The 25,776-nt window shown below is 66.5% G+C and carries 24 protein-coding genes; 8 read left to right on the plus strand and 16 right to left on the minus strand.

Translation table 11 applies throughout. From position 1 onward, the window contains the following. Positions 1 to 240: 240 nt before the first annotated feature. From J3489_RS00190 to J3489_RS00205, 4 genes are all read left to right on the plus strand, one after another. The gene (locus tag J3489_RS00190; RefSeq protein WP_206995955.1) at positions 241 to 2,133 is read left to right on the plus strand and encodes a bifunctional sugar phosphate isomerase/epimerase/4-hydroxyphenylpyruvate dioxygenase family protein; all 1,893 of its coding nucleotides are present in this window, start codon (positions 241 to 243) and stop codon (positions 2,131 to 2,133) included. A gap of 73 nt (positions 2,134 to 2,206) precedes the next feature. Beyond that, complete coding sequence (locus J3489_RS00195; protein WP_206995013.1) at positions 2,207 to 3,385, plus strand: porin; 1,179 nt, start codon at positions 2,207 to 2,209, stop codon at positions 3,383 to 3,385. A 98-nt stretch (positions 3,386 to 3,483) separates the two neighbouring features. Beyond that, on the plus strand, positions 3,484 to 3,822 hold the full coding sequence (locus J3489_RS00200) for a hypothetical protein (protein ID WP_206995015.1): 339 nt from the start codon (positions 3,484 to 3,486) through the stop codon (positions 3,820 to 3,822). 139 nt (positions 3,823 to 3,961) lie between these two features. Beyond that, positions 3,962 to 4,222 carry a hypothetical protein gene (locus J3489_RS00205; RefSeq protein ID WP_206995017.1) on the plus strand — a complete coding sequence of 87 codons (261 nt, stop codon included), beginning with the start codon at positions 3,962 to 3,964 and terminating at the stop codon, positions 4,220 to 4,222. 54 nt (positions 4,223 to 4,276) lie between these two features. On the opposite strand, the gene J3489_RS00210 is transcribed toward J3489_RS00205, so the two are convergent. Both J3489_RS00210 and J3489_RS00215 read right to left on the minus strand, forming a co-directional pair. Continuing rightward, positions 4,277 to 5,368: a TAXI family TRAP transporter solute-binding subunit gene (locus tag J3489_RS00210; RefSeq protein ID WP_206995019.1), complete on the minus strand. Its 1,092-nt coding sequence runs from the start codon at positions 5,366 to 5,368 to the stop codon at positions 4,277 to 4,279. A gap of 154 nt (positions 5,369 to 5,522) precedes the next feature. After that, entirely contained in the window at positions 5,523 to 6,584 is a 1,062-nt protein-coding gene (locus J3489_RS00215; RefSeq protein WP_206995021.1) for a tetratricopeptide repeat protein, read from the minus strand. Between the two features lie 538 nt (positions 6,585 to 7,122). Here J3489_RS00215 and J3489_RS00220 point away from each other — a divergent pair. Next, entirely contained in the window at positions 7,123 to 7,884 is a 762-nt protein-coding gene (locus J3489_RS00220; RefSeq protein ID WP_206995023.1) for an SDR family oxidoreductase, read from the plus strand. 6 nt (positions 7,885 to 7,890) lie between these two features. Here the strand turns inward: J3489_RS00220 and J3489_RS00225 are convergent, their stop codons facing one another. The 5 genes from J3489_RS00225 to J3489_RS00245 form a co-directional block, all read right to left on the minus strand. Further along, positions 7,891 to 8,604 carry an AraC family transcriptional regulator gene (locus J3489_RS00225; RefSeq protein WP_242539710.1) on the minus strand — a complete coding sequence of 238 codons (714 nt, stop codon included), beginning with the start codon at positions 8,602 to 8,604 and terminating at the stop codon, positions 7,891 to 7,893. Positions 8,605 to 8,728: 124 nt separating this feature from the next. Then, a complete protein-coding gene (locus J3489_RS00230) occupies positions 8,729 to 10,069 on the minus strand; it encodes an FAD-dependent oxidoreductase (protein WP_206995027.1) in 1,341 nt (446 codons plus the stop codon). Then, entirely contained in the window at positions 10,066 to 10,335 is a 270-nt protein-coding gene (locus J3489_RS00235) for a 2Fe-2S iron-sulfur cluster-binding protein (RefSeq protein ID WP_206995029.1), read from the minus strand. The genes J3489_RS00230 and J3489_RS00235 overlap by 4 nt, the downstream gene beginning before the upstream one ends. Next, positions 10,328 to 11,467: an NAD(P)/FAD-dependent oxidoreductase gene (locus J3489_RS00240; RefSeq protein WP_206995957.1), complete on the minus strand. Its 1,140-nt coding sequence runs from the start codon at positions 11,465 to 11,467 to the stop codon at positions 10,328 to 10,330. Before J3489_RS00240 ends, J3489_RS00235 begins: the two co-directional genes overlap by 8 nt. Continuing rightward, positions 11,464 to 12,420 carry a 4-hydroxyproline epimerase gene (locus tag J3489_RS00245; RefSeq protein ID WP_206995958.1) on the minus strand — a complete coding sequence of 319 codons (957 nt, stop codon included), beginning with the start codon at positions 12,418 to 12,420 and terminating at the stop codon, positions 11,464 to 11,466. Before J3489_RS00245 ends, J3489_RS00240 begins: the two co-directional genes overlap by 4 nt. 190 nt (positions 12,421 to 12,610) lie before the next feature. Between J3489_RS00245 and J3489_RS00250 the strand changes: the two genes are divergently transcribed. Both J3489_RS00250 and J3489_RS00255 read left to right on the plus strand, forming a co-directional pair. Further along, a complete protein-coding gene (locus tag J3489_RS00250; protein WP_206995031.1) occupies positions 12,611 to 13,516 on the plus strand; it encodes a dihydrodipicolinate synthase family protein in 906 nt (301 codons plus the stop codon). A 238-nt stretch (positions 13,517 to 13,754) separates the two neighbouring features. After that, a complete protein-coding gene (locus J3489_RS00255) occupies positions 13,755 to 15,173 on the plus strand; it encodes an MFS transporter (RefSeq protein WP_309491300.1) in 1,419 nt (472 codons plus the stop codon). A 53-nt stretch (positions 15,174 to 15,226) separates the two neighbouring features. Here J3489_RS00255 and J3489_RS00260 read toward each other — a convergent pair whose 3' ends face one another. Together J3489_RS00260 and J3489_RS00265 are read right to left on the minus strand one after the other, a co-directional pair. Then, a complete protein-coding gene (locus J3489_RS00260; RefSeq protein ID WP_206995032.1) occupies positions 15,227 to 15,499 on the minus strand; it encodes a hypothetical protein in 273 nt (90 codons plus the stop codon). A 68-nt stretch (positions 15,500 to 15,567) separates the two neighbouring features. Next, positions 15,568 to 16,002: a DoxX family protein gene (locus J3489_RS00265; RefSeq protein ID WP_206995034.1), complete on the minus strand. Its 435-nt coding sequence runs from the start codon at positions 16,000 to 16,002 to the stop codon at positions 15,568 to 15,570. Between the two features lie 353 nt (positions 16,003 to 16,355). Here J3489_RS00265 and J3489_RS00270 point away from each other — a divergent pair, with 353 nt between their 5' ends. Beyond that, positions 16,356 to 17,084, plus strand: a complete 729-nt coding sequence (locus tag J3489_RS00270; RefSeq protein WP_206995036.1) for a DeoR/GlpR family DNA-binding transcription regulator — start codon at positions 16,356 to 16,358, stop codon at positions 17,082 to 17,084. Between the two features lie 7 nt (positions 17,085 to 17,091). On the opposite strand, the gene J3489_RS00275 is transcribed toward J3489_RS00270, so the two are convergent. The 7 genes from J3489_RS00275 to J3489_RS00305 form a co-directional block, all read right to left on the minus strand. Beyond that, the gene (locus J3489_RS00275) at positions 17,092 to 18,138 is read right to left on the minus strand and encodes an ABC transporter permease (protein ID WP_242539671.1); all 1,047 of its coding nucleotides are present in this window, start codon (positions 18,136 to 18,138) and stop codon (positions 17,092 to 17,094) included. Between the two features lie 19 nt (positions 18,139 to 18,157). Further along, on the minus strand, positions 18,158 to 19,690 hold the full coding sequence (locus J3489_RS00280) for a sugar ABC transporter ATP-binding protein (RefSeq protein ID WP_206995041.1): 1,533 nt from the start codon (positions 19,688 to 19,690) through the stop codon (positions 18,158 to 18,160). 74 nt (positions 19,691 to 19,764) lie between these two features. Next, positions 19,765 to 20,769 carry an autoinducer 2 ABC transporter substrate-binding protein gene (locus J3489_RS00285; protein ID WP_206995043.1) on the minus strand — a complete coding sequence of 335 codons (1,005 nt, stop codon included), beginning with the start codon at positions 20,767 to 20,769 and terminating at the stop codon, positions 19,765 to 19,767. Between the two features lie 84 nt (positions 20,770 to 20,853). Continuing rightward, positions 20,854 to 21,882: an ABC transporter permease gene (locus J3489_RS00290; protein ID WP_206995044.1), complete on the minus strand. Its 1,029-nt coding sequence runs from the start codon at positions 21,880 to 21,882 to the stop codon at positions 20,854 to 20,856. Between the two features lie 26 nt (positions 21,883 to 21,908). Then, a complete protein-coding gene (gene rbsK, locus J3489_RS00295) occupies positions 21,909 to 22,865 on the minus strand; it encodes a ribokinase (RefSeq protein WP_206995046.1) in 957 nt (318 codons plus the stop codon). Beyond that, the gene (locus tag J3489_RS00300; RefSeq protein WP_206995048.1) at positions 22,862 to 23,335 is read right to left on the minus strand and encodes an RbsD/FucU family protein; all 474 of its coding nucleotides are present in this window, start codon (positions 23,333 to 23,335) and stop codon (positions 22,862 to 22,864) included. The genes rbsK and J3489_RS00300 overlap by 4 nt, the downstream gene beginning before the upstream one ends. A 50-nt stretch (positions 23,336 to 23,385) precedes the next feature. After that, positions 23,386 to 25,767: an aldehyde dehydrogenase family protein gene (locus tag J3489_RS00305; RefSeq protein WP_206995050.1), complete on the minus strand. Its 2,382-nt coding sequence runs from the start codon at positions 25,765 to 25,767 to the stop codon at positions 23,386 to 23,388. Positions 25,768 to 25,776 lie beyond the last annotated feature (9 nt).

Below are 25,776 nucleotides of genomic sequence, written 5' to 3' on the forward strand. Positions count from 1 at the left end.
TCACGCAAATTCCGCTTCTTTTAGCGGTCATACGCGCATCTGAAATTGGATCAGATAGTTCATTTTGATCGCGCCGCCTTCTTCACCGGGCTCGCTTTTCCGTCGCAGCCCGCCTTCGCAGGAGCCAGCATGACCCACCCCCACGCTCACATCCGCTCGCTGCCCCCCGAGGGGGCGGATGCCTCCCTCGGGGCGGCCCGGCGCCCCGAAGGAAGTCCCCCAGGGGGACGGGAGGCATCCATGCAGCGTTCGATTGCCACCGTATCCCTCAGCGGAACGCTCGTCGAAAAGCTGTTCGCCATCCGGCAGGCGGGTTTCGACGGCGTCGAGATCTTCGAAAACGACCTGCTTTACTTCGACGGTTCGCCCTCGGAAGTACGCCGCATCGCGCAAGACCTCGGGTTGAAGATCGTGCTGTTCCAGCCGTTTCGTGATTTCGAAGGCGTGAGCGCCGAGCGGCTCGCGCGCAACCTCGATCGCGTGAAGCGCAAGTTCGACCTGATGCATGAATTGGGCTGCGACCGCATCCTGGTGTGCAGCAACGTGTCGCCCGACACGATCGCCGACGATGTGCTGATCGTCGATCAGCTCGGCGCACTGGCGGGCGCGGCGCAGCAAGCCGGCGTCGTAGCCGCCTACGAGGCCCTGGCTTGGGGGCGGCACGTGCATTCGTACCGCCACGCGTGGCGTCTCGTCGACGCGGTGAGTCACCCGCACCTCGGGCTTGCCCTCGACAGCTTCCATACGCTGTCGCTGAACGATCCGGTCGACGAGATCGCGTCGATTCCGGGCGAGCGTATCGCGTTCGTGCAACTCGCCGATGCGCCCAAGCTCGCGATGGACGTGCTCGAATGGAGCCGTCACTACCGGTGCTTCCCGGGCCAAGGCGATTTCGACCTCGCCCGCTTCACTGCGCGGGTGATCGAAGCGGGCTACACGGGCCCGCTGTCGCTCGAGATCTTCAACGACGCGTTTCGCGCCGCCCAAACCGCCGCCACCGCGAAGGACGGCTATCGCTCGCTGCTCTACCTCGAAGAGCAAACGCGCGCGTATCTGCAGTCCGACGATGCAGTGAGGCGCGCCGCGCAGCCGCTGTTCGACCCGCCCGCGCCGCCGGCGCACGTCGGCTTCCAGTTCCTCGAATTCGCGGTCGACGCCGCCACCGGCGCGCAAGTCGCCGACTGGCTCGGCAAGCTGCGCTTCCGTCTCGCCGGCCGCCATCGCTCGAAAGACGTCACGCTCTATCAGCACGGCGCTGCGTCGATCGTGCTGAACGCCGAGCGCGATTCGTTCGCCGACGCGTTCTATCAACGGCACGGACTGTCGCTGTGCGCGTCGGCGTTTCGCGTCGACGATGCGAAGGTCGCCTTCGAGCGCGCCGCGGGCTTCGGCTATACGCCGTTCTCGGGCCGCGTGGGGCCGAACGAACGGGTGCTGCCGAGCGTGCAGGCGCCCGACGGGAGCCTCGAATACTTCGTCGACGAAACGCCCGACGCCCCGACGCTCTTCGAATCGGACTTCGTGCTCACCGATATCAACGGCCCCTCGGAAGTCGGCCCGCTCACGAGCATCGATCACGTCTGCCTCGCGCTGCCCGCCGATGCGCTCGACACCTGGATTCTGTTCTTCAAGACCGCATTCGGCTTCGAGGCCGAGCCGAGCTGGGTCGTGCCCGATCCGTACGGGCTCGTGCGCAGCCGTGCGGTGCGCAGCCGCGACGGCGCGGTGCGGATTGCGCTCAATGCCTCGGCGGACCGCCATACGGCGGTGGACGACGCGCTCGACACCTACCATGGCTCCGGCCTGAACCACGTCGCGTTCCGCACCGACGACATCTTCGGCGCGATCGAGCCGTTCGTCGCGGACGGCGTCCCGTTCCTGCGCATTCCGCGCAACTACTACGACGACCTCGCCGCCCGCTACGCGCTGCCCGGCGAACTGATCGACGCGCTCGCCGAAAAACACATCCTGTACGACCGCGACGAGCACGGCGGCGAATTCTTCCACGCCTATACCGAGCCAATCGGCCGGCGCTTCTCGCTGGAGATCGTCGAGCGCCGCGGCGGCTACGACGGTTATGGCGCGCTCAACGCGGCCGTCCGGCTCGCCGCACAAGCCCGGCACCGCAAGTAGATCAACCCGCAGCACCGTAATGCCGCAGTACCGCCCTACAACAATTCGTCAACGACTCCGGAGACATTTTTTGATGAAATCAGGCTTCACGATCAAGCGAGCCCTGTTTGCCGCAGGCGCAGCTCTCGCCACGACGCCGGCGTGGGCGCAAAGCAGCGTCACGCTGTACGGCGTGGTGGACGATGCGTTCACCTACGTCAACAACCAGAAAGGCAGCTCGAACCGCTATCTGCGACAAGGCAACTTGTATGCATCGAAATTCGGCTTTCGCGGCGCGGAGGACCTGGGCGGCGGCACCAAGGCGATCTTCGATCTGCAGGCCGGCTTCGATCCGAACACCGGCGCGGCCTCGACCGCGGGCCTGCTCTTCAATCGCGAAGCGTATGTGGGCTTGCAGAACGCGCAATACGGCACCGTCACGGCCGGCCGCCAGTACACGCCGTATTACCTGATGGTGGGTCCGCTCACGGGGAGCAACTGGCTCACCGGCGCGACCGGCGCGCATCCGGGCGACATCGACGGGCTCGACACCACCATCCGCATCAACAACTCGGTCACGTATACGTCGCCCGCTTACTACGGCCTGAGCGCAAGCGCGATGTACGCGTTCAGCGGCATCGCGGGCAGCCCGGGCAAAGGGCAGACCTGGAGCGGCGCGCTGAGCTACGCGAACGGCCCGGTGAGCCTCGGCGCCGGCTATCTGCGCATGAACAACACCGGGCTCACGGCGAGCTTCGATCCGAGCGCCACGGCTTCGTTCGGCACGTCCGCGCTGAACCAGGGGTACGTGTCGGCCAAGGCGGTCCAGCACATCGCCGCAGCCGGCAACTACGCGCTCGGCAACCTGACGCTCGGCCTGAACTATTCGAACGTCCAGTACTTGGCAGGCGGCAATTCGCTCTTCACGAATACCGCCGTCTTCAACAGCTACGGCGCGCTCGCCGACTATCGCTTCACGCCCGCCTTCGATATCGCCGGCGGTTTCGCGTACACGGCGGCGTCGAAGGCCAACGGCATCACGAGCGCGGCGCGCTACGAGCAGTATTCGCTGCGCGAGTCCTACCGCCTGTCGAAGCGCACCACGCTCTATGCGGCACAGGCATACCAGCACGCAAGCGGCGATACGCTCGGGAAGTCGGGTGCGGGCAATATCGTCGAGGCCGTGCCCGATGTGGGCGACTCGCAGAACGCGACGCCGTCGTCCACACGCTCGCAGTTCGTCGCGATGTTCGGCATTGCGGTCACGTTCTAAGCGTGTGCTTTAATGTCGGCTGTTCCGTAGCGCGGCGCCGTGCCTGTTGTCGATGCCCGCCGCGCGTGTCGTCCGCCATTCAGGAGCGCCGCAGATTCATGAAAAGATTCGCCATCGCCACAGCCCTGTCGATCCCCTTGCTCGTCGCCGGATGCGCCATGTTTCAGGGCAACCCGGATTCCGGCGAGCCGGAAATCGATCATGCGACCGATCGCTCGGTCAACGATGTCGTCGAATGCCTGACGCAAGACGCCATCAAGCACGGCGTCAGCTTCAAATCGACGCCGATCCCGCAAGGCACGATGCTCGATTTCGGCGATTCGAACGTCGTCAAGGTCCGCAGCGACAACGGCCAGACGTCATATCGCTTCTATTCCGGCCAGCGCCACATCTCGAACCTTTGGCTCGAAGGCGCGAGCAAGAGCTGCGCGCCGTGATCGGCTGGCGCGCCGCGGTGATGTAAACCGCTGTAAGGCGCTTTCGGTACGGTAAACCCTCGTTGGCCGGGCGTTTTAAGAATGGCTTAAGTCTTCTTCCGGATCATGCGCAGGCAGAATCAGCGATAGGAACCCGAGAATGAACGAGCTGAACCGCCTGCCGGACCGCGCACCCGCGCCCGCCAAGCAACCGCACATCTTGCGGCGCCTCTTGAGCCACCATGAGCTGGCCACGCTGCTTCTATTGCTGCATTCCCCCATCGGCGTCAACGCGAAACCGGAAATTCCGATGCTGCAGGAAGCGGGGCTCGTCGAGATGGTGAGCGGCACGCATGACGGCCCGCGCTTTCAGTTGACATCGCAAGGCAACGCGATTCTGCGCGGGCTCGGCGCCGTTTGAGCGTCCGGGCGTTGCACGGGACATGCGTCGCAGCCTTCTATTCCCACCGCCCCGCTATTTGCAAAGCATCAGCAACTGCTCTTCCGACGAACACGCCGGCTTCGGCTTTTCCGCCGCCACGGGGCGCGGTTGCGGCCGTTGCGCGACGGCGGCCCGGCGCGCAAGGCACGCGCGCAAGTGGCGCTCCATCGGCGGGTAGTACTTCCAGCCCGAGCTGAGCGGCGGCAATTCGAGCTTCACTTCCTTCCACTTCGGATGCCCGTGCGCCTGCAGATCGTCGAAGTGCGTGCACAGCGAGTCGGCGAAACGGTCCAGATTGCCGACCGTGTCGCGCAAGCCATAGTCGTAAGTCACCAGATAGGCCTTGACGGTCCAGGTCGGCACGTCTTCCTTCAGCCAGTTCGGATAGCTGCTCTGGTGAATGACGTCCGTGAAATACGTCTGCTTGCCGCGCACGGTTTCAGGCGCGTTCGGATCGAGCTTGAGGAACTTGATCTGCGAGAGCAGTTCCGGGTTCATGTCGGTGAACAGCTTCGCGGGCTGCCCGGCGACGACGATCGCCACATCGATCTGCTTGGCGATCAACTGCGCGAGCGAGTCCTCGTTGCTCAAGTGCGCGACATTCGCATCGTCGATCGGACGGCCAAACATCAAGCGATAGAGCGTCGTGCCCGATTGAGCGGTGCCGCTGCCGATCAACCCGACGCTGATGGTCTTGCCCTTGATGTCCTGGATGGAGTTCATCGGCGAATCGGCGCGTACGACGAAATAGATTTCCTCGTCGTAGAGCGGCATGATGAGCCGCAGCGGCCGGATGATCGTGCCGGCTTCGTCATTGCCGGCGTCGGCCATGTCGACGAACGCCTGGTACACGTCCGATTGCACGAGCGCGAGCTTAACGCCCGGCTCATAGCGCATGCGCTGCACGTTCTCGGCCGATCCTTTCGAGGCCAGCACTTCGAGGTCGATGCCCGCGGGTGCGGCGACGTACTTGGCGAGGTCGGCGCCGATCTGGATGTAGGTTCCCCTTTCGGGCCCCGTGACTATCTTGTAGTGCGCCTCGGCGCGCGCCTGCCCCGCCGACGCCAGCGTTGCGATCAACGCGAACGCCACTGCCCCCAACCCCGCCGCTATCGTCCTGATCATGGTGCACCTGTTGGTGTGGTTCAAGTTTCGTGCGCAGCACGCGCCCGACGTGCCGAGCCGCCCTCAATGTTGTGCGCCCGTAGAGCGCACGCTCCTGATTTCTGTCTGACGCCGTCCTTGGCCGTGGCGGCCGCTGCGCCGATCGCGTGACGCGTCACGGACCATTCGGCTGATCGGGACCCGGGCCCGGCGGGGCCTTGCCCCAGCCCGATTCGCGGATCGAGCGCACAACCAGCGATTTCGCCTCGGCGCTGCCGGTGTCGGTCGTGAGCGCATCGCCCGCGTTGTGCCAGACACAGGCCCACGAGCCTTGTTGCGCGCAGCCGCGCGCCGCGCGCAGCGAGGCATCGCGCGCCTGCTCGCGCATCTGCAGTTCCTGTCGAATCCTCTGCGCGTCGGCGTTGTCCGGCTGCGCAGCGAGGACCTCGTTCAACGCCGCTCGTGCATCCGTCAGATCGTTCTTTTGCATGCTCGCCTGAATCGACTGAAGATCGCGCGGGACGGCCTTGCCGCGATGATCGGCGGACTCGGGTGCCGCAGTGGCCACCGTGGCTTGGGCCGGTGCTGGGGTCGCCGCTTGGGCGGGCGCCTTTGCCGGCGCCGGTGCGGGCGCAGGTGCCGCTGTTTGCGCGCGCGGGATCGACGGCGGCAGCAGCGGCGGCAGTTCAGCTTGCTGCGCCGCGCCTGCCTTCGCCTGAGCTTGCTTTTTTGCCTGGGCTTGAGCTTGAGCCTGCGCCTGGAGCTTTGCCTGCGCTTGGGCCTTAGCCTGGGCTTGTGCTTGCAGCTTCGCCTGCGCTTGAGCTTGCAGCTTCGCTTGAGCTTGCGCGGCCTGGAGCTGGGCTTGTTCTTGCGCCGCCTGCGCGCTGCGTGACGACGCCGCACGCGAAGCAGCGTTGTGCTGCTCGAGCGCCGCGGCGGGAGGGGCAGCCTGCGCCGAGCGCGAAGGTGCGGCAAGCGCCGCCGCGCTCGCCGGAGTTGGATGCGCCAAGCCTGGCATGACCGAACCGACTGCCGTGCGCGACATCATCTCTTCGACGCGCGTGGCCTGATTGTCGAACTGACGCAGCAGCACGAAGCCGCCGAACAGCACCGCGAACGCGACGAGCGTCAACCCGGCGCCGCGGCTCAAGCCCCAATGCCGCGCACCGTCGGGCAACGCCGACGAGGGCGCGCCTGCCGACAGGCTGCCACCGCCGGCCGAAGCGAACAGCGGCATGGGCCGCGGCGGCCCCGCCAGCTCGACGCGCGGCAACTCGGCAGCGGAGGATTTCGACGCAGCGGTTGTAGAATTCGCGGAAGCGCCTGCTGCCGAGTCCGCTCCTAGCGCGACCCGCGCACTCGCACCGCAATGAGGACAGAAGGAAATCGGCTCGGACAGCCAACCGCCGCAGCGTCGGCACGCCACTGGGAAGGCCGGATCAGGAGTGGTTTGGCTAGACATCGCCGGACCCTTGGATGAATACGCGATGGGTTTTTAGAATCCGAATCGCGGCTGCTGCGCTTAAAAGGCCTTACGCTGTCAACGCGCTTCTCCGTCGAAAAGAAGACGACGAAAGGGGTCACGAGTTTTTAATCAATATGTGTCACTTGGGGGCGCGCGTCAAGCAATGCAGCTGGCTTGCGACTAGCATCGATCCGCCATAAATACAGTGCTTTTTCGCATCTTTATTCGTATTCCTCTATTATTATTACGGCTTGCTTTTTCATTTCATCAATTCGGTTTACCGCGCAAAGCAAAGATAGGAAGACATTCGATGAACGCAACCTCAAGAAAAGTCGCCTTGGTGACGGGCGCGAGCCATGGCATCGGACGCGCCGTCGCGCTCAAGCTGCTGTCCCACGGGTACCGCGTCGTGCTCGCGGCGCGCAATGAGGCGGCGCTCGACGCGCTCGCCGACGCCGCGCAGACGCGCGGCGAGGACGCGCTGGCGGTAGCCGCCGACATCACCGATGCGTCGAGCGTGGCCGCGCTGTTCGAAGCGACGCGGCAACGCTATGGGCGGCTCGATCTGCTGTTCAACAACGCGGGCCGCAGCGCGCCGCCCGTCGAAATCGACCAGCTCAGCGTGGACGACTGGCGCGCAGTGGTCGACACGAACCTGACCGGCGCATTCCTCTGCACGCGCGAGGCCTTCGCGATGATGAAGTCGCAAACGCCGCGCGGCGGCCGCATCATCAACAACGGTTCGATCTCGGCGCATGCGCCCCGCCCGTTCAGCATCGCCTACACGGCCACCAAGCACGCGATCACCGGCTTGACCAAATCGACGTCGCTCGATGGCCGCAGGTACGACATCGTCTGCGGTCAGATCGACATCGGCAACGCGGCCACCGAGATGACGGAACGCATGGCCAAGGGCGTGCCGCAGGCGAATGGGGCACTCGCGCCCGAGCCGACGATGAACGTCGAACACGTCGCCGATGCGGTGCTGCACATGGCGGAGCTGCCGCTCGAAGCGAACGTGCAGTTCATGACGATCATGGCAAGCAAGATGCCGTTCGTCGGACGTGGCTGAACGCGGTCAGCGCGATGCGCCGTTGAGCAGCATCCGGTACTCGGTCGGCGTGAGCCCGACCGTCGCCTTGAATTGCCGCGTGAAGGCGCTGTGATCGGTGTAGCCGCAAAGCGCGGCGACGTCGGTCACTTTGTCGTTCGAGACGAGCAGCGCCGTGGCGGCATCGAGCCGCGTCTTCAGCAGCACTTGGCGCGGCGTCAGGTGAAACACCTTGTGAAAGTAGCGCTCCAGTTGCGCCACCGACATATCCGCCATCTCTGCCAGATGCTTCAGGTTGAGCGGCTGCACGTAGTTGTCCTGGATGTACTGCACGACCGCCGCGAGGCGGCTGTAGGCCGGATGCGTGCTTTCGTCGGCCTTGAGATCGCGCGAGATGCCGGTCAGGCCGACCACGCTGCCCGCCGTATTGCGCAGCGGCACCTTGGTCGTCAGGCACCAGCCCGGCTGCCGGCCCGGATAGAGGTGCAGTTCGAGCTGGTCGAGCATCGGGTTGCCCGCGCCGACGATCGCCATGTCCTGCGCCGTGTAGACGCGGCCAAAGCGCCGCGGGAACACGTCTTCCGCGGTCTTGCCGAGCAGCTCGCTCTTTTCCTTGCAGCCGCAGCGCCGCGCGAGCGTGCGGTTCACGAGCGCGTAGCGCGCTTCGCGGTCCTTCACGAAGAAGACGACGTCAGGCAGCGCGTCGAACACCGGTTCGAGCATCGCGAAGTGCGTGAGCATGTCGGCAAGCGCTGCCGCAGCGGGCACGGGCGGCAGATCGAGAGAAGCGTTCGGCGCTGAAGCCTGCGTGTTCATGGTCGGGTGGTGTCTCGCAGCGACGGCCAAGTCGGGAACGTGCGATCGATTATAGGTCCGCGCGATCGTCGTCCGCGTCGTCCGCGTCGTCACGTGCGGCCGCGATCAGCGTCGCGATCTTCGCGGGACTGAACGGCGGGCGCGGCGGCGCAGCATCCCAGCCTTGGGCGCCGCCGCCATGCTCGGCCCGGCCTGCGGCGGCCCCGCCGAAGGCCGTCTGCGCCGCCGTGCCGCAAATGCGGCCAAGGCACGCGCCCATGCCGCAGCGCGTGTGCAGCTTCGCGTCGCGCCACGTCGCATGGGCAGCCGCTTCGCCGAACGTGACGTCCTCGCAACGGCACAAGAGCGTGTCGGCAGGCGGCCGCGCGCAGGCAGCGGCGCCGAGCGCAAAGGCCCGCTCGACGCGGCCCGCAAAGCGCGTCCAACGCTCGCGGGACCGCCAAAGCGCGGACGGAATTCCCGCGCCGCTCGCGGCAAGCCCCGCGAGTTCGCCCTCGATGCGCGCAAGCTCCATCCCGCCGATGCCCGTGCATTCGCCCGCCGCGAACACGCCCGCAACCGTTGTGCGCTGCACCTCGTCGACGGCTATCGCACCGTCCGCCAGTTTGCAGCCGAGCGCCTGCGCCAACGTCACGTTCGGCACGAGGCCGTAGCCGCACGCAACGCGGTCGCAAGCGAGCGTGACGTCGCGCGCGCCGCGCCGGACGACGACCTCCTCGACACGTCCCGTGCCGCGCGCTTCGCGAACGACGCCGCCGGTCCAATACCGCAGGCCGGCGAACCCGCGCGTCAGATGCGCAGCCTGCCAGAGCTTCGACGGCGTCGCCGCGAGCGCCAGGCCAAAGCGCGCCACTGCGGTTGCGCTCGCCTGTTCGACAACCGCGAGCGCCTGCGCGCCGGCCTCGCGCGCGGTCGCAAGCGCAGCCATCAGCAAGGGTCCGCTGCCCGCGATCACGATGCGCTCGCCCCGCACCGGCAAGCCGCCTTTGATGAGCGCCTGCAAGCCGCCGGCGCCCGTCACGCCGGGCAGCGTCCAGCCGGGAAACGGCAGCAGACGCTCGCGGGCGCCGGTCGCGACGATCAGGCGATCGTACGAAAGCGCGACGCCGCCCTTCTCTGACGATTCGATCAGCAATCCCTTGGCGGGCAACAGCGCGATCACGCGCGTGGAAGGCCATGACGTGACATTCGAGCAAGCGGCGAGCGACGTGAGCGCATCGCGCAAAGGCGCCGCCTCGCCGCGATTGGGCCCTTGCCGCCAGACCTGGCCGCCCGCGCGCGGATTGTCGTCGAGCACCGCGATGCGTGCGCCGCTTGCCGCGGCTGAGCGTGCGGCGCTCAACCCGGCCGGCCCCGCGCCGACGACCACGATGTCGTAGTGCAAGGTCATTTCGGGGCGTCCGTTTCGACCGTCATGCCGTCGCGGCAAACGGTCTGGCACGCGAGAACATGCGCGCAGCCGTCGACCGTCACCCTGCACTCCTGGCACACGCCCATGCCGCACAGCATCGCGCGCGGCTCGCCCGTCACCGACAGCCGGCCGCCGCGCATGCCGCCCGCCAGCGCGAGCGCGGCGGCAACGGTCGTGTAGGCGGGCACCTGCAGCGCTTGTCCGTCGACCGTTACCGCGACGGGTTCGCGATTCGCCTCACGCATGGCACGCTCCCGCCATCGATCCGACTGAAAAGCGCCCCGGAAGATACGGCTCGATGGGAATGGCGGATTCGGTCCCGGCGATCTGCGCCGCGAGCAGCTTCGCCGTCGCGAGCGAGGTCGTCACGCCGAGGCCCTCGTGCCCGGTCGCGAGCCACACGCCGGGGGCAGCCGCGCCGGCCGGACCGACGAGCGGCAGACCGTCGGGAGTCGCCGCGCGAAAACCGGTCCACGCGCGCAGGCCGTTCAATTGCGGCAGCATCGGCAGATAGCGCGCCGCGCGCTTGAGCATGCGCGCGAGCACGGGCATTTCCACGGCGGGATCGACGGCATCGAACTGGCGCGACGAGCCGATCAGCAATTGGCCGGTGGGGCGCGGCTGCGCGTTGAATGCGACCGACGTGCCCGCCGCGTGATGCGCGCTCTTGATATAGCCGAGTTCGAGCAACTGATGCCGGATGAAGCCCGGATAGCGATCGGTGATCAGCAGGTGGCCTTTTTTCGGCTGCATCGGCAACGACGGCACGAGAGGCTGCGCGCCGAGGCCGTTCGCCAGCACGATATGCGCGCCGTTCACGCGCCCGCCGTCGGCCAGCGTCGCGTGTGTCGCATCGACCGCGCGCACCTCGCTCGCCGGACGCACACGTATGCGCGCGGCGCCCGGTGATTGCGCGAGCAACCATTGCGCGGCGGCCGGCGCATAGACGATGCTGTCGTGCTCGACCAGCAAGCCGCCCGCCATCGAAGGCGCGAGCGCCGGCTCGCAAGCGCGCAGCGCGCCGGCGTCGAGCCATTGCGCCGCCACGTGCTGTGCGGCAAGCGCAGCGTGCATGGCGCGGGCGGCATCCCACTCCGCTTCGCCGGCCGCCACCCACAGCGTGCCGCAGCGAGAGAACGCATCGCGCGCGCGCAATTGCGGAGCCAGCTCGAGCCACAAGTCGCGCGAATAGCGGGACAGCGCCAGCTCGGCGGGCGAATCGTTCATCACGACCAGATGGCCCATGCCCGCCGCCGTCGCGCCGCCGCCGATGCCTCGCGCGTCGAGCACGTCCACGGTCATGCCGCGCGCGGCCAGTTCCGCCGCGCAGGCCGCGCCGACAATCCCGGCCCCGACGATCACCACATCGGCCGTCATGCGGTGCGAATGCCCCAAGCAAACGGATCCTGCGCATCGAAGCACAAGCGCCCTTCAGCCATGATGTGCGCGTGGCCGGTGATGGCCGGCACGATCGTGCCGGCTCGATCGCTCGCGACATAGCGCGCCTCGAACACGCTGCCGATGATGCTCTCCTGCCGCCACGCGGCGCCCGGCGCGAGCGTGCCGTCGGCGGCGAGGCACGCGAGCTTCGCGCTCGTGCCGGTGCCGCACGGCGAGCGGTCGTAGGCGTTGCCGGGGCACAGCACGAAGCTGCGGCTGTCGATGCCTTCGCGCGAGCCCGGCCCGAACAGTTCGATATGGTCGATCAGCGCGCCGCCGGCACCGGTGATGTTTTGTGCGATCAACGCATCGCGCACTGCCGACGTCAACACCGTCAGCTCCGCGATGTTCGCGGGCACCAGCATGCGGCCGTGCTCGGAGACGAGGAAAAACCAATTGCCGCCCCACGCGATATCGCCGGTCAGCGGCCCATGCCCCGGCACGTCGACCGTGACCGCCTGCCGATAGCGATACGCCGGCACGTTCTCGACCGAGACGCTACGATCGTCATTGAGCGTCGCCTCGACGACGCCGACCGGCGTTTCGATCCGATGGCGGCCGGGCGCGATCCGCCCCAGGTACGCAAGCGAGACGACAAGCCCGATCGTGCCGTGCCCGCACATGCCGAGGTAGCCGACGTTGTTGAAGTAGATGACGCCCGCGGCACAAGTCGGATCGTGCGGCTCGCACAAGAGCGCGCCGACGATCACATCGGACCCGCGCGGCTCGGTCACGATGCCCGCGCGCCAATCGTCGAAGCGCTCGCGCAGGATTTGAAGCCGCTCGGCGAGCGGGCCGCGGCCGAGATCGGGGCCGCCGGACACAACCAGGCGGGTGGGCTCGCCGCCGGTGTGCGAGTCGATGATGTTGACGGTTTTCATAGGGGCAATGGTAGGAATGCGCACACGCGCCGTCTTGGCGGCGTTGCGCGTGCGACGTGACGATTTCAGCACATGTCCCGATGCCTTTCGCTGTGCCGAAATCGTCATCAGGCACGCGCGAATGACGCAAGACGGCGCAATTTCCGATGCTTACACTGCGCTTCAAATCCCACTCGAGACTGACATCAGGAGAGACGACATGGCACATATCTGGGAAGGCGTTCTGCCCGCGGTCACGACCAAGTTTCACGCAGATTTCAGCATAGACCATGAATGGACGAAGAAGAACATCGAGGCCCAGATCGAGGCCGGCGTCGACGGCATCATCGTGTGCGGGTCGCTCGGCGAAGCGTCCACGCTCTCGCTCGACGAAAAGCTCGAAGTGCTCGACATCGCCGTCGATGCGTCGCGCGGGCGGGTGCCGGTTCTGTTGACCGTTGCCGAGAACAGCACGCTCGACGGCTGCCGCCAGGTCGAGCGCGGCGCGAAACACGGCGCGTCGGGCTATATGGTGCTGCCGGGCCTGCGCTATCTGTCCGACCGGCGCGAGACGCTCCACCACTTCCGCACGATCGCGGACGCGAGCGCGCTGCCCCTGATGATCTACAACAATCCGCTCGCGTACGGCGTCGACATGACGCCCGACATGTTCGCGGAAATCGCCGGCGAAAAGAAAATCGTCGCGATCAAGGAATCGTGCGGCGACGTGCGGCGCGTCACCGATCTGATCAATGCGGTCGGCGACCGCTACGCGATTCTCTGCGGCGTCGACAATCTCGCGATGGAAGCAATGCTGATGGGCGCGCACGGCTGGGTCGCGGGGCTCGTCTGCGCGTTTCCGCACGAAACGGTCGCGATCTACAAGCTCGTCAAGGCGGGCCGGCTCGACGAGGCGCGCAAGATCTATCGCTGGTTCGCGCCGCTCCTCGCACTCGACGTCTCGGCCAAGCTCGTGCAGAACATCAAGCTGGCCGAAGCGATCGTCGGTCTCGGCACGGAGCCGGTGCGCCCGCCGCGCCTGCCGCTGGCGGGCGACGAGCGCAAGGCCGTCGAAACGCTGATCCGTCACGCGATCGAAACGCGGCCTGCGCTGCCGTCGCTCTGAAGCCGATCCAGGGCCTGTCCAATAAGCAAGAAACAGGGGGTTTTCGCAGCGGGCATAGGGGATGCTGCGACTACCCCCCGTCAGCGGCATGCAAGACACGCGACATCGACCCTTCAGCAAAGCCCGAAACGTCGGCAGGCGCAAGCGCCCTACGATGAGTGGGTCGAAGCCGCGACCCAACTCATGAACACGCCCCCCCCCAACCTTCACGCCCGCGATCACGCGCGTCCTCGCCACGGTGAGCGTCGCGTTCGTCGTCACGCAGCTCGACGTCACGATCGTCAATATCGCCCTGCCGCGCATCGGCTCCGATCTCTCCACCCACGTCGCGGCCCTGCAATGGATCGTCGACGCCTATATGCTCGCGTTCGCCGTGCTGATGCTGTCGGCCGGCGTGCTCGGCGACCGTTTCGGCGCGCGGCGCCTGTTCGCGGGCGGCATCGCGCTCTTTGCGCTCGCGTCGCTCGCTTGCGGGCTCGCGCCGAACGTGGCGACGCTGATCGGCGCGCGCGCCGTGCAAGGCGTCAGCGCCGCGGCGATGCTGCCGAATTCGCTTGCGTTGCTCAATCAGGCTTGCCGGCACGATCCGCAACTGAGAGCGCGCGCGGTCGGACTCTGGACCGCATCGGGCGCGGTCGCAATTGCAGCCGGGCCGATCGCGGGCGGGCTGCTGATCGCCGCGTTCGGCTGGCGCAGCATCTTTCTCGTCAATCTGCCGATCTGCGCGGCGGGACTGTTGGCGGCCCGCGCATGGGTGCCCGCTGCGGCGCGGCGGCAAGATTCGCCGCCGCACGTCGCGGCGAAAGAAGCGCATGTGCGCACCGGCGGCATCGATCTGCCGGGCCAGTGCCTTGCCATCGTCACCCTGACCGCCTTCACCGGCGCCGTCATCGAACTGCGGCCGCTCGGCGTCACGCACCCGCTCGTCGCCGGCAGCTTCGCGCTCGCACTCGTGGCCGGAATCGTCTTTGTCGCGGTGCAGGCCCGCAGCTCGGCGCCGATGCTGCCGTTGTCGCTGTTCCGCGATGCGACCTTCAGCGCGGCGGTGCTGTTCGGCGTCTGCGTGAACTTCGCCTACTACGGGATGGTGTTCGTGCTGAGCCTCTTCCTGCAGCGTGTGCACGGCGACACACCGCTCGAGGCCGGCCTCGCGTTCCTGCCGCTGACGGGCGGCTTCCTGATCTCGAACATCGTCAGCGGCTGGGTGGTCGGGCGCTACGGTCCGCGCGTGCCGATGATTCTCGGCGCGGCGACGGGCGCGCTCGGCTACGGCCTGCTGCATGCGACGCAAGCGTCCACGCCGACCCTCGCGCTCTTGCTGCCGTTCCTGCTGATCCCCTCCGGCATGGGCCTCGCGGTTCCTGCGATGACGACAGCCATCCTCGCCTCGGTCGAGCCGCAACGCGCCGGCACCGCATCGGCGGTGCTGAATACGGCGCGGCAAGCGGCCGGTGCGGTCGGCGTCGCGGCGTTCGGGGCGCTCGTGAGCGGGGCGGCGGCTTCGCACGTCGTGTACGGCCTGCAGGTGTCGACGGCCATCGCGTCGGGACTGCTCGTGGCGGGCGGCGTGCTCGCGTGCTTCATTCATCCGCATTCGCATCGGCGCAATGCGGTTCGATCCGCTGCCGCGGTCGCGCAATCGGGCCGCGGAGAATAGCGCGGCGCGAGGCGGTTGCAGCCCGCTAACGAGCAATCGGCTCAGTCGTTGCGCTACAACGTCGCATTCTGAATCGAGCCGGTATCGAGCGCGCGCTCGATCAATCCTTCTTCTTTCGCTTTGCGAATCGCATCGGCCAGTACTACGTCGGGCGCCTCGATCTCGGCGCGGATCGCGCCGAACAATCCGGATGCGTCGAGGACCACGAGCGTCTCCGCCGAATCCTCGCGGCTGATGATCACACGATGCTTCGATTCCCCTTCTCCGAGGCTCGCGCAAAACGACATCATTTCGCCGCCGATCATTTGTTCGAAGTTCAGAATCATTGCAACCCTCCGGTCGGAGCCGAGGCGCTCAGTTGACAACTACCAAGCAAGCTCCGTGCAAACCCCGCTCAGCGCAGCCCGCGACGGCTGCGCGGGGTCTGCGCCCCGTCGATGCTCACGCTGCCCGCGCCTGTCACGAAGAGCAGGAGAAAGCCGCCCGCCATCGCCACGTTCTTCCAGAAATGGATCACCATGTCACGCTGCGTGACTGCATCGGCGACGTTCCAGAAGTCGTGCCCAAGCACGGCCGTGACGACGCAGTAGGCCGCCATGAAAATGCCGAGCGGCCGAATCTTGAAGCCGAGGACCAGGAACAGGCCGCCCAGCACTTCGACCGCCACCGCAAGCGGCGCGCCGACTTGCACGAACGGCACGCCTTTCGCCTGCAGATACCCCACAAAGCCCGCGTATCCCAGCAGCTTCATGACACCGCTCCATAGAAACAACACCGACAGAGCAATTCGTGCAATGAAAATTACGCCGGAATCGACGGGACGCGTCATGAGGTAACTCCTGAATTCAATCGAGTGAGGAAACGATGCGGGCGTTCGCGCGCGGCGCGGGTTGACCGTCAGAATATGTGCTGGACTGCCGTTTTCCAAGCAAAAAGCGCTTGCGAAACGGACCTAGCGTATGACTGCGTTCTGCCGCACGCGCTGTAAAAATGACATCGACAGCACGCGCGTTCTGCATCGACCTGCGCTGGCCGCACGAGTTCAACCCGGGCAAAAAACGCTGAAAACCGCGGCGCCGATATCGCCGCCGCGCGAGGCAATTGTTATAATTCTCTCAATCACCCGATACAAATATAACGCTCGCTGCCACGCCCGACCGCAGCGTCCTTTCCAGGGCCACCATGCTCAAGACCGAACGCCTGCGCTCGCTTGCCGACGCGCTCGCCAAGCAGAACGTCATGCACCTGCGCGATGCCGCCACCCTGCTCGGCGTGTCCGAAATGACGGTGCGGCGCGACATCGCCGGGAACCCCGAGCGCTTCACCTATCTCGGCGGCTATATCGTCAGCGCCACCGATGTGCCGAACTCCGCGGGCTACTCGCTCGAGCAGGAGAAGGATCACTTCGCGCAAGCGAAGGCGCAGGCGTCGGCGCACGCCGCGAAGCTCATCGCCGACAACGAGACGATCTTCATCGATTGCGGCACGACGCTCACCACGCTTGCGCGCCTGATTCCGGCCGATTTCCACGTGACGGCGGTCTGCTATTCGCTGAACATCGCCGAAATCCTGCGGCACATGCCGAACGTGCGGATGATTCTGCTGGGCGGCGTCTACGTGCCGTCGTCGGATTCGTTTGCCGGCGACGAAAGTCTAGCGATGCTGCGCCGCATGGGGATCAACAAGGCGTTCATTACCGCCGGCGGAATCGACGACGCGCGTGGCGTCACGTGCTGGAATTTCCATGAAGTGGGGCTGAAGCAGGCGGCGATGGCGAGCGCGGTCGAGCGGCATTTGATTGTGGACGCAAGCAAGTTCGGCGTCGTGAAGCCGGTGCGCTTTTCGCAGGTCGACGACTTCGACTCGATCATCACCGAGAAAGGCCAGGAACTGCGCAAGCGCAAGGCTTGAAGCACCGTCAGTTGCCGCGCCGGCGCAGCGCAAACAGCGTGCCCGCGATCAGGATGAACGCGCCGATGATCACCTTTTGCCACGTGCTCGGAATGCCGATCAGAATCAGCACATTGTTGATCATCGTGACGAGCACGACGCCGAGCAGCGTCCCGATCACCGTCCCGCTTCCCCCCGTGATGCGCGCGCCGCCGAGAATCACCGCTGCGATCACGTCGAGTTCGCTGCCGACGAGGTCGAATGGATTCGCGAGCCGGTTGTTCGCCACGTGCAGAATGCCCGCGACGCCCGCCAGCATCCCCGTATAACCGAACACGAACAGGTGAATCGCGCGCAGGTTATAGCCGAGCCGCTCGGCGATCGCAAGGCTGCCGCCCATCGCGTAGACCGCGCGGCCCATCATCGTCCGGTTCAGCAGCCACCACGTGAGCAGCGCCGCGGCAAAGAGCGCGATCACCGAGACCGGCAGCACGGCATGCAGCCCGTCCGCGGTCTGGTACGAAAAGAGCGGCAGCTTGCCGAAGCGGTCCATGCTGTGCGGAATGTTCATGAAGAAGGTCGTGCCGACGAACGTCAGCAAGATCCCGCGATACAGGTACAGCGTGCCGATCGTGACGATCAGCGACGGCGCCTTCAGCCGGTGCACGAGCAGCCCGTTGATCACGCCGAGCACGACGCCGCCCACGGCGCCCGTCACGAGAATCAGCGCGAACGGCGCATCGGGCCACCACGCGAAGACGGCCTTCGTGATCGAATACATCGTCAGCGCGCCGATCGCCGTAAACGACACGTCGATGCCGCCCGAGGCCAGCACGACGAGCGTGCCGAGCGCGAACAGCGATATCGTCGTCGCCGAATGCAGCATGTCGAACAGCGTCGCCCATTGAAAGAAGCGCGGATTGATCCCGCCGACGATCGCGCACGTGAGCACGATCAACGCGGCCGTGAACCACTCGGGATTGCGCGAGAGCTTCATGCGCCAGTTGAGCGGCCTGACCTGTGGCGCGGCTTCGGCGGCTTCGGCGGCGTTGGGGGGAGTCATGGTCTGATTCATGCGCAAGTCCATCGTGATTCTATGCAGCCTCGGAAAGCAGCGCGTGATAGAGGGCCGCTTCCTTCAGCCCCTCGGCGCGGTACTCGCTGGCGACGCGGCCCTTCTTCATCATCAGGATGCGGTCGCAGTTCTGCAGCAGCTCCGGCAGATCGTCGCTGATCAAGAGAATACCGATGCCGCTTTGCGACAGCCGCTGCATGATGCGGTAAATGATGTCCTTCGAGCCGACGTCGACGCCTACTGTCGGCCCGTGCAGGATCAGCACGCGCGGATCGATCGCGAGCCAGCGGCCGATCAGCACGCGCTGCTGGTTGCCGCCCGACAGCGACTGCACGGGCTTGTCGATGTCGGGCGTCGCGATCTGCAATTCCTTGACCGTGTCGACGGCGAGTTCGCGCGCACGCTTGCGGTCGATCTGGCCGAAGCGGTCGCGCAGGCTCGAAATCATCGCGGTGATCACGTTGTCGCGAATCGGCTTGTCGAGGAAGAGCCCTTCGTTCAGGCGGTCTTCGGGGACGTAGCCGATGCGGTGGCGTTTCGCGTCCGCCGGCGTGCGCAGCACGATCGGCTGGCCGTCGAGCGCGATGCGGCCGGAGTCGGCCGGCGCGACGCCCGCCAGCGCGCGCGCCAGTTCGTTGCGGCCCGAATCGAGCAGCCCGGTCACGCCCAAGATCTCGCCGCGGTGCAGCGCGAGCGACACGTCGCGGAATTGCCCTGCGCGCGTGAGCTCATGCACCGCGAGCACCACCTCCGCTTGCATCGTGCCCGCGCGATAGCGCTCGCTCGACAGCTGGCGCCCGGTCATCAATTCGCTCAGCCGAGCCTTCGTATAATCGGCAATCGGTCCGCTCGCGACCTTCTGGCCGTCGCGCATCACGATCACTTCGCCGCCGATCGCGTAGCACTCGTCGAGCTTGTGGCTCACGAACAGCACGGTCACCCCCTGCGCGCGCAGATTCGCGAGCACGGCGATCAGGTTGTCGACTTCCTTTTGCGTCAGCGAGGTGGTCGGCTCGTCCATGATGACGAACTTCGCCTCGCTCGCAATCGCGCGCGCAATCGCGACGAGCTGGCGCGTCGCGAGCGGCAATTGCTCGATCAGCGTCGCCTGAAAATCCGCGTCGCCGGGCAGGCCGACCGCCTGCAACGCCCGCGCTGCGGTCTGGGCGAGCGCGCGGCGATCGAACGTGCGCGCGAGGCGCCCGTCGTGCTCGGCCAATTCGGTTGTCAGCCCAACGTTCTCGGCGACGTTCATGTTCGGCAGCAGCGACAAATCCTGATAGACCGTCTCGATGCCCGCCGCGAGCGCTGCGAGCGGCGAAAGCCGCGCATGGCGCTTGCCTTCGACGATCAGCTCGCCTTCGTCGGGCGGCTGCGCACCGGAAATGATCTTGATCAGCGTGCTCTTGCCGCAGCCGTTTTCGCCGAGCAGGTGATAGATCTGGCCGCGCGCGAACGCGAGCGTCACGCCGCGCAACGCGTGCACGCCGGTAAAGCGCTTGTGGACGCCGACCACTTGCAGCAACGGCTCGGAAGAAGTCTGTTGATTCATCGTTACTAACCGCTCGTATTAAATGCGGCGCGCGCCTGAAACAACGCGCGCCCTCTCCACCCCTGTCCGCCCGCTTAGAACGAATAGTTCTTGTAGTTCGACTTGTCGACGTCGACCCAGCCCTGGCCGCGCACGACGATGCCCTTACCCGGGCCCTTCGCGACCGTCACCTTGTTGTATCCCGGGATGCCGAGATCCTGGCCGTTCGACACGGTTTTCCCGTCGATCAGCATCTGCGCGACCTTGTTCATCGCGAGGCCCGCGAGCTTCGGATCCCAGAACGAGATGCCGTTGATCGCGCCGGTCTCGAGGAACTTGCCGGCTTCGGTCGGCAGGCCCGTGCCGTACACGCAGATCTTGCCTTGCAGGCCCGCTTCCTCGACCGCGCGGCCGATGCCGATCACGTCCAGCGACGACGACCCTTGGAAGCCCTTCAAGTCCGGGTGCTTGCGCAGGACTTCCTTCGCGACTTCGTACGCGCGCTCGCCGTCGTTGTTCGTTTCGAGCTTCGGCTCGACGAGATCCATCTTCGGATACTTCGCCTTCGCGTTCTGGATGCCGCCGTCCGCCCACTGCACTTGCGAGCGGCTGCCAAGCGAGCCGACCAATACGGCCCACTTGCCTTCGTCGTGCATGCACGACGCGAGGTGCTCGTTCAGGTTCGCGCCGTAGGCGGTGTTGTCGAACGCCTCGATGTCGACCATCGTGTTCTTTTCGTTGTCGGCTTCGTGCGTGACGACCTTGATGCCGCGATCCATCGCTTTCTTGAGCGCGGGTTCGAGCGTCGCCGGATCGTACGGGACCACGGCGATCGCGCTCACTTTCTTCGCGATCAGGTCTTCGATGATGTTGAGCTGCTGGGCGGCGTCGGCGCGGCCCGGGCCCGTTTGATAGGCGGTCACGCCCGGGTTGTCCGTGGCGAATTGCTTCACGCCTTCGTCCATCCGGTTGAACCAGTTGATGCCGGTCACCTTGACGACCGTAACGATCGTTTCGTTCGTCGCCGCGTGCGCGGCGACCATGACGCCCGCGCTCAACGCACATGCGGTAAGCGCAACGCTCAGTCGAGTCAATTTCATGCTGTGTGTCTCCTTTATCGTTTGACGACGCCCCTTAGCGAAAAGCGGACGCCCGAGGCGCGATGTCCGCCGAACACCGAACTGTCAGGGCTTGCCCGCCGCCTGCGGCTTGGCCGCCATGCCGAAGATCGCCCGCACCCGGTCGCCGCCCGCGAACGCGAGCGACAGCAGCAGCAGAAAGCCCCAGGCGCAGTCGCCGAAGAACTGCGAAACGCCCATCAGATTGAACAGGCTCGACAGGAATTGCAGGACCGTTGCCGCGAAAAACACGCAGACGATGCGCCCATAGCCGCCCGCCGGATTCACGCCGCCCATCACGGCGATCAGGATCGCGATCAGCAGGTACGAGTTGCCGTAGTCCCATCTCGCGGACAGCGTGTGCGTCGTGCTGATCAGGCCCGCGAGCGACGCGAGCACGCCGCACATCGTGTACGTGACGATGAGCATCCGCGCGCGCGGAATGCCGGCGTAGAACGCCGCGCGCTGGTTCGTGCCCATCAGGTAGAGCCGCAGGCCGAACGGCGTGCGCTTGAGGAGCCAGCCGAGCAGCACGACGGCGGCGATGAAGATGCAAAACGAAATCGGCACTTGGAAGACGGTGCCGTTGCCGATGTTCGACAGCGGATCGACGTAATCGACGTGCACCGAAGCGCCGTTGGAAAGCGCCACCGCAAAGCCCGTGAACAGCAATTGCGTGCCGAGCGTGCAGAGAATCGGCGTGAGCCGCAGCCGCGCGATGACGACGCCGTTCAGGAAGCCGCCCACCAAACCCATGCAGATGACGATCACGCAAAAGAGCGCCATATAAAGCACGGGCGAATCGTCGCCGCTCACGAACTTCGGCACGACGAGCGCGGCGGCCATCCCCGACAAATTCGCGAGCCCGACGCCCGACAAATCGATCCCGCCGTTGCCCGAGAGCATCGACAGCATGATGCCGAGCGCGAGCAGCCCGAGTTCGGGCAGTTGAGAGCCCATCGACTGCAGGTTGTCGATATCGACGAACTGCCCGTGCGACAGCCCGATCGCGATCAGCACGACCAGCACGTTGACGCCCAGCAGAAAATTCAATTGCCGGTCGCCGAAAAGACCTTGCATCAATTTCGAATTCATGGTGACGGCGCACTCCTTCAAACGGTCTACTTCTCGACGGGACCGCAACGGCTGGTCAGCGCGCCGTCGAGCACCTCGTTCACTTCGCTCAAGCTCGGCATCGACGGCGCCGTGCCGGGGCGCGTCACCGAGATGCCCGCGAGCGCGCAGCCGAAGCGCATCGCGGCGACGGGGTCTGCGCCGCGTGCCAATGCCGCCGCGAAGCCGCCGGTGAAGCCGTCGCCCGCACCCGCCGTTTCGACGACCGGCCCGCATTGGAACGCGGGCACGTGCATCGATTGCGAACGCGAATGCAGCAGCGCGCCGCCCTCGCCCAGCGTGACGATCACCGCGCCCGCGCCTTTCTCGAGCAGGATGCCGGCGGCGCGGCGCGCATCGTCCGCGTTGCGGATCTCGATGCCGGTCAGCGCGGCGGCCTCGGTTTCGTTCGGCGTGACGTAGTCGCAGAGCGGGAAGATGTCGTCCGGCAGCGGCATGGCGGGCGCGGGGTTGAACACGGTCGTCACGCCGTGCCTGCGCGCCACTTCGAGGCCGCGCCGCGCGGCGGCAACCGGTTGTTCGAGCTGCGTGACGAAGACTTGCGCGGCGGCGATGTCCGCTTCGATGGCGTCGACATCCGCAGCGCTCATCGTGCCCGCCGCGCCCGGCGCAACGATGATCGCGTTCATGCCGGTGCGGTCGTCGACGAAGATGTGTGCGGCGCCGGTCGCGACGCCGTCGAGCACGGTCGCGCGCGCCGTGATGCCTTCGGCCGCCCAGGTCTTTTGCGCGATCTCGCCGAACGCGTCATTGCCCAAGCGCGTGCAGAACACGACGTCCGCGCCCGCGCGCGCCGCCGCGACCGCTTGATTCGAGCCCTTGCCGCCCGGCCCCATCGCGAACGCCGAGCCCGCGATCGTCTCGCCGATCAACGGCATGCGGTCCGCGCGGAACGCAAGGTCGGTCACGTAGATGCCGAGAATGACGACGCGCGCCTGGCTCATTTGCCGGGCTCCCTGGGAGCGTCAGGCGCGATGATCACGCCCTTCGTGAACACGAAGCAGCCGTAGCCGCGTGTCTCGCCCGTCGCGATCACGCAGTAGGCCTGCTTCGCGCGCGCATAGAACGCGTGGCGTTCGAGCGGCGCGAACGGCACGTCGCGTCCTTCGGCGGCGTTCAGTTCGGCTTGCGCCTCGCGCTGCACGGCAGGAATGGTGCGAGGTTCGCCGACCACTTCCATCCGCAGCGCGGGGGCCTCGACGAACGTATCGAGCGGCAGCACCGACAGCACCGCGCGCACGGCACGCGCCGAATCGGCTCCGTCCATGCGCAGGAGCCAGCCGAGGACCGTTGAGCGCGCAACGGAATCGGCGGGGAAATTCGCGTCGCAGACGACGACTTCATCGCCGTGCCCCATCGCGCACAGCGCGTGGAGCACGTCGGCGTTCAACAGCGGGTCTAGATTCTTTAGCACGTTGTCTCCTCCGTTTACTGGCGTTCGCTTGTCTTGTCGTCGACAGGCGTTCAATCGCCGTACGGTATCCAGATGTTTTTCACTTGCACGGCCTGCCGCAGGAACGGCAGGCCTTCGCTCGAACGGTCGAACCAATCCAGACGCCGCCCGTGATCGACGAAAGTCCGCTTCAAGTTGCCGATCGATTCGCGCTCGACCAGCGCTGCCTCGTCCGCGAGGCCGAAGCACCAGAGCGCGTCGACGTCGTCATGCTTGGCGAGCGCCGGCAGCAAGGCACTGCGTGCGCCCGTCAGGATGTTGAGCGCGCCAGCGGGCACGTCCGACGTCTCCACGACCTGATAGAAATCGGTGGCCATCAGCGGACAAGCCTCGCTCGGCAGCACCACGACGCGATTGCCGAGCGCGAGCGCCGGCGCGACGAGCGACACGAACGCGAGCAGCGGCGCTTCGTCCGGGCACGCGATGCCGACGACGCCGAGCGGCTCGTGCATCGCGAGCGCGACGCCGCGCAGCGGCGGACTATGCACCGCGCCGTCGAACTTGTCGGCCCACGCCGCGTAGCTGAAAAGCCGCGTGATCGCGGCGCCGACTTCCTCGTGCGCGTCGTTCGCGCCGACGCCCGCGCGCCGCGCCAGTTGCCGCGCGAACTCACCGCTGCGCGCCGCGAGATTTTCCGCGAGGTAGTACAGGACCTGCGCGCGATTGTGCGTGCTCGCCTGCGACCACTTCTGCGCATTGCGCGCGGCCGCAACCGCGTCGCGCACGTCCTTGCGGCTGCCGTCGCCGACTTCGCCGACGAACTCGCCGCCCGGCGCATGGACGGCGCGCGAATAGCCGCTGTCGGGCCGCACCTGCTTGCCGCCGATAAAGAGCTTCGCGGTGCGGTCGATGCGATCGACACCGCCAATCGGCGCTTGCGCACGGCCTTCGCTCACGACCCGCGCCGCGCGCGGCGGCAGGCTCCAGCCCTGCGGCTTCAAATATTCATAGACGCCTTCGCGCCCGCCCTCGCGTCCATAGCCCGACTCGCGATACCCGCCGAAGCCGACGGCCGCATCGAGCAGATTCGTCGCATTGACCCACACGACGCCGCACGCGAGCTGCGGCGCGATATCGAGCGCGCGGCCGATGGTCTCGCTCCACACGCTTGCGGCGAGGCCGTAGCGCGAATTGTTCGCGAGCGCGACCGCTTCTTCGGGCGTGCGAAAGCTCATCGTCACGAGCACCGGCCCGAAGATCTCTTCTTGCGCGAGCGTCGAGGCGGGCGCCACGTCCGTAATGAGCGTCGGCGGATAGAAGCATCCCGCATTCGGCAGCGCGACTTCGCGAGCCTGCCAGATCGAGCAGCCTTCGGTCCTGCCCGTCTCGACGAGCGCTTCGATGCGCGCAAGCTGCACCGGATCGACGATCGCGCCGATGTCGATGCCCTTGTCGAGCGACGTGCCCACACGCAGCGTCGCCATGCGCGCTTTGAGCTTCGCGATGAAACGCGCTTCGATCCCTTCCTGCACGAGCAGGCGCGAGCCCGCGCAGCACACCTGGCCCTGGTTGAACCAGATGGCGTCGACGACACCTTCCACCGCGCCGTCGAGGTCCGCATCGTCGAACACGATGAACGGCGATTTGCCGCCGAGCTCGAGCGTCAGCGACTTGCCCGAGCCCGCCGTCACTTTGCGGATGTGGCGGCCGACTTCGGTCGAGCCCGTGAACGCGATCTTGTCGACGCCCGGATGATCGACGAGCGCCGCGCCCGTGCGTCCGTCGCCCGTCACGACGTTGAGCACGCCGTCAGGCAGCCCCGCGCGCTGCGCGAGTTCGGCAAAGAGCAGCGCGGTAAGCGGCGTGTATTCGGCCGGCTTCAACACGACGCAATTGCCGAGCGCGATCGCCGGCGCGATCTTCCACGCGAGCATCAAGAGCGGGAAATTCCACGGCACGATCTGGCCGATCACGCCGAGCGGCGCCCAAGCGGCGAACTCGCTTTCCTGCAGTTGCGCCCAGCCCGCGTGATGCAGGAAGTGGCGAGCCGCCAACGGAATGTCGATATCGCGCGTCTCGCGAATCGGCTTGCCGTTGTCGAGCGCTTCGAGCACGGCAAAGAGGCGGCTGTGACGCTGCACCATGCGCGCCAGCGCATACAGATGCCGCGCCCGCGCCGCGCCGCCGGCCGCGAGCCAGCCCGGCTGCGCGGCGCGCGCGGCGGCAACGGCTGCGGCAACGTCAGCCGCATCGCCCTGCGCGACTTGTGCCAGCACGTCGCCGGCGGCAGGCGCGCGCGTGTCGAACGACTCTCCCGAAGACGGCTTGCGCCACGCGCCGCCGATGAAATGTCCGAACGACGCGCCGTGCTCGGCGAGCCATGCGCGCGCGGGCTGGTCGTCTTCCGGTGCGGGACCGTACGCCATCGATGAAAAATACTCGGCTACGCTCATTGGAATTCT

The organism is Trinickia mobilis (genome assembly GCF_017315705.1).
Taxonomy (GTDB): Bacteria; Pseudomonadota; Gammaproteobacteria; order Burkholderiales; family Burkholderiaceae; genus Trinickia_A; species Trinickia_A mobilis.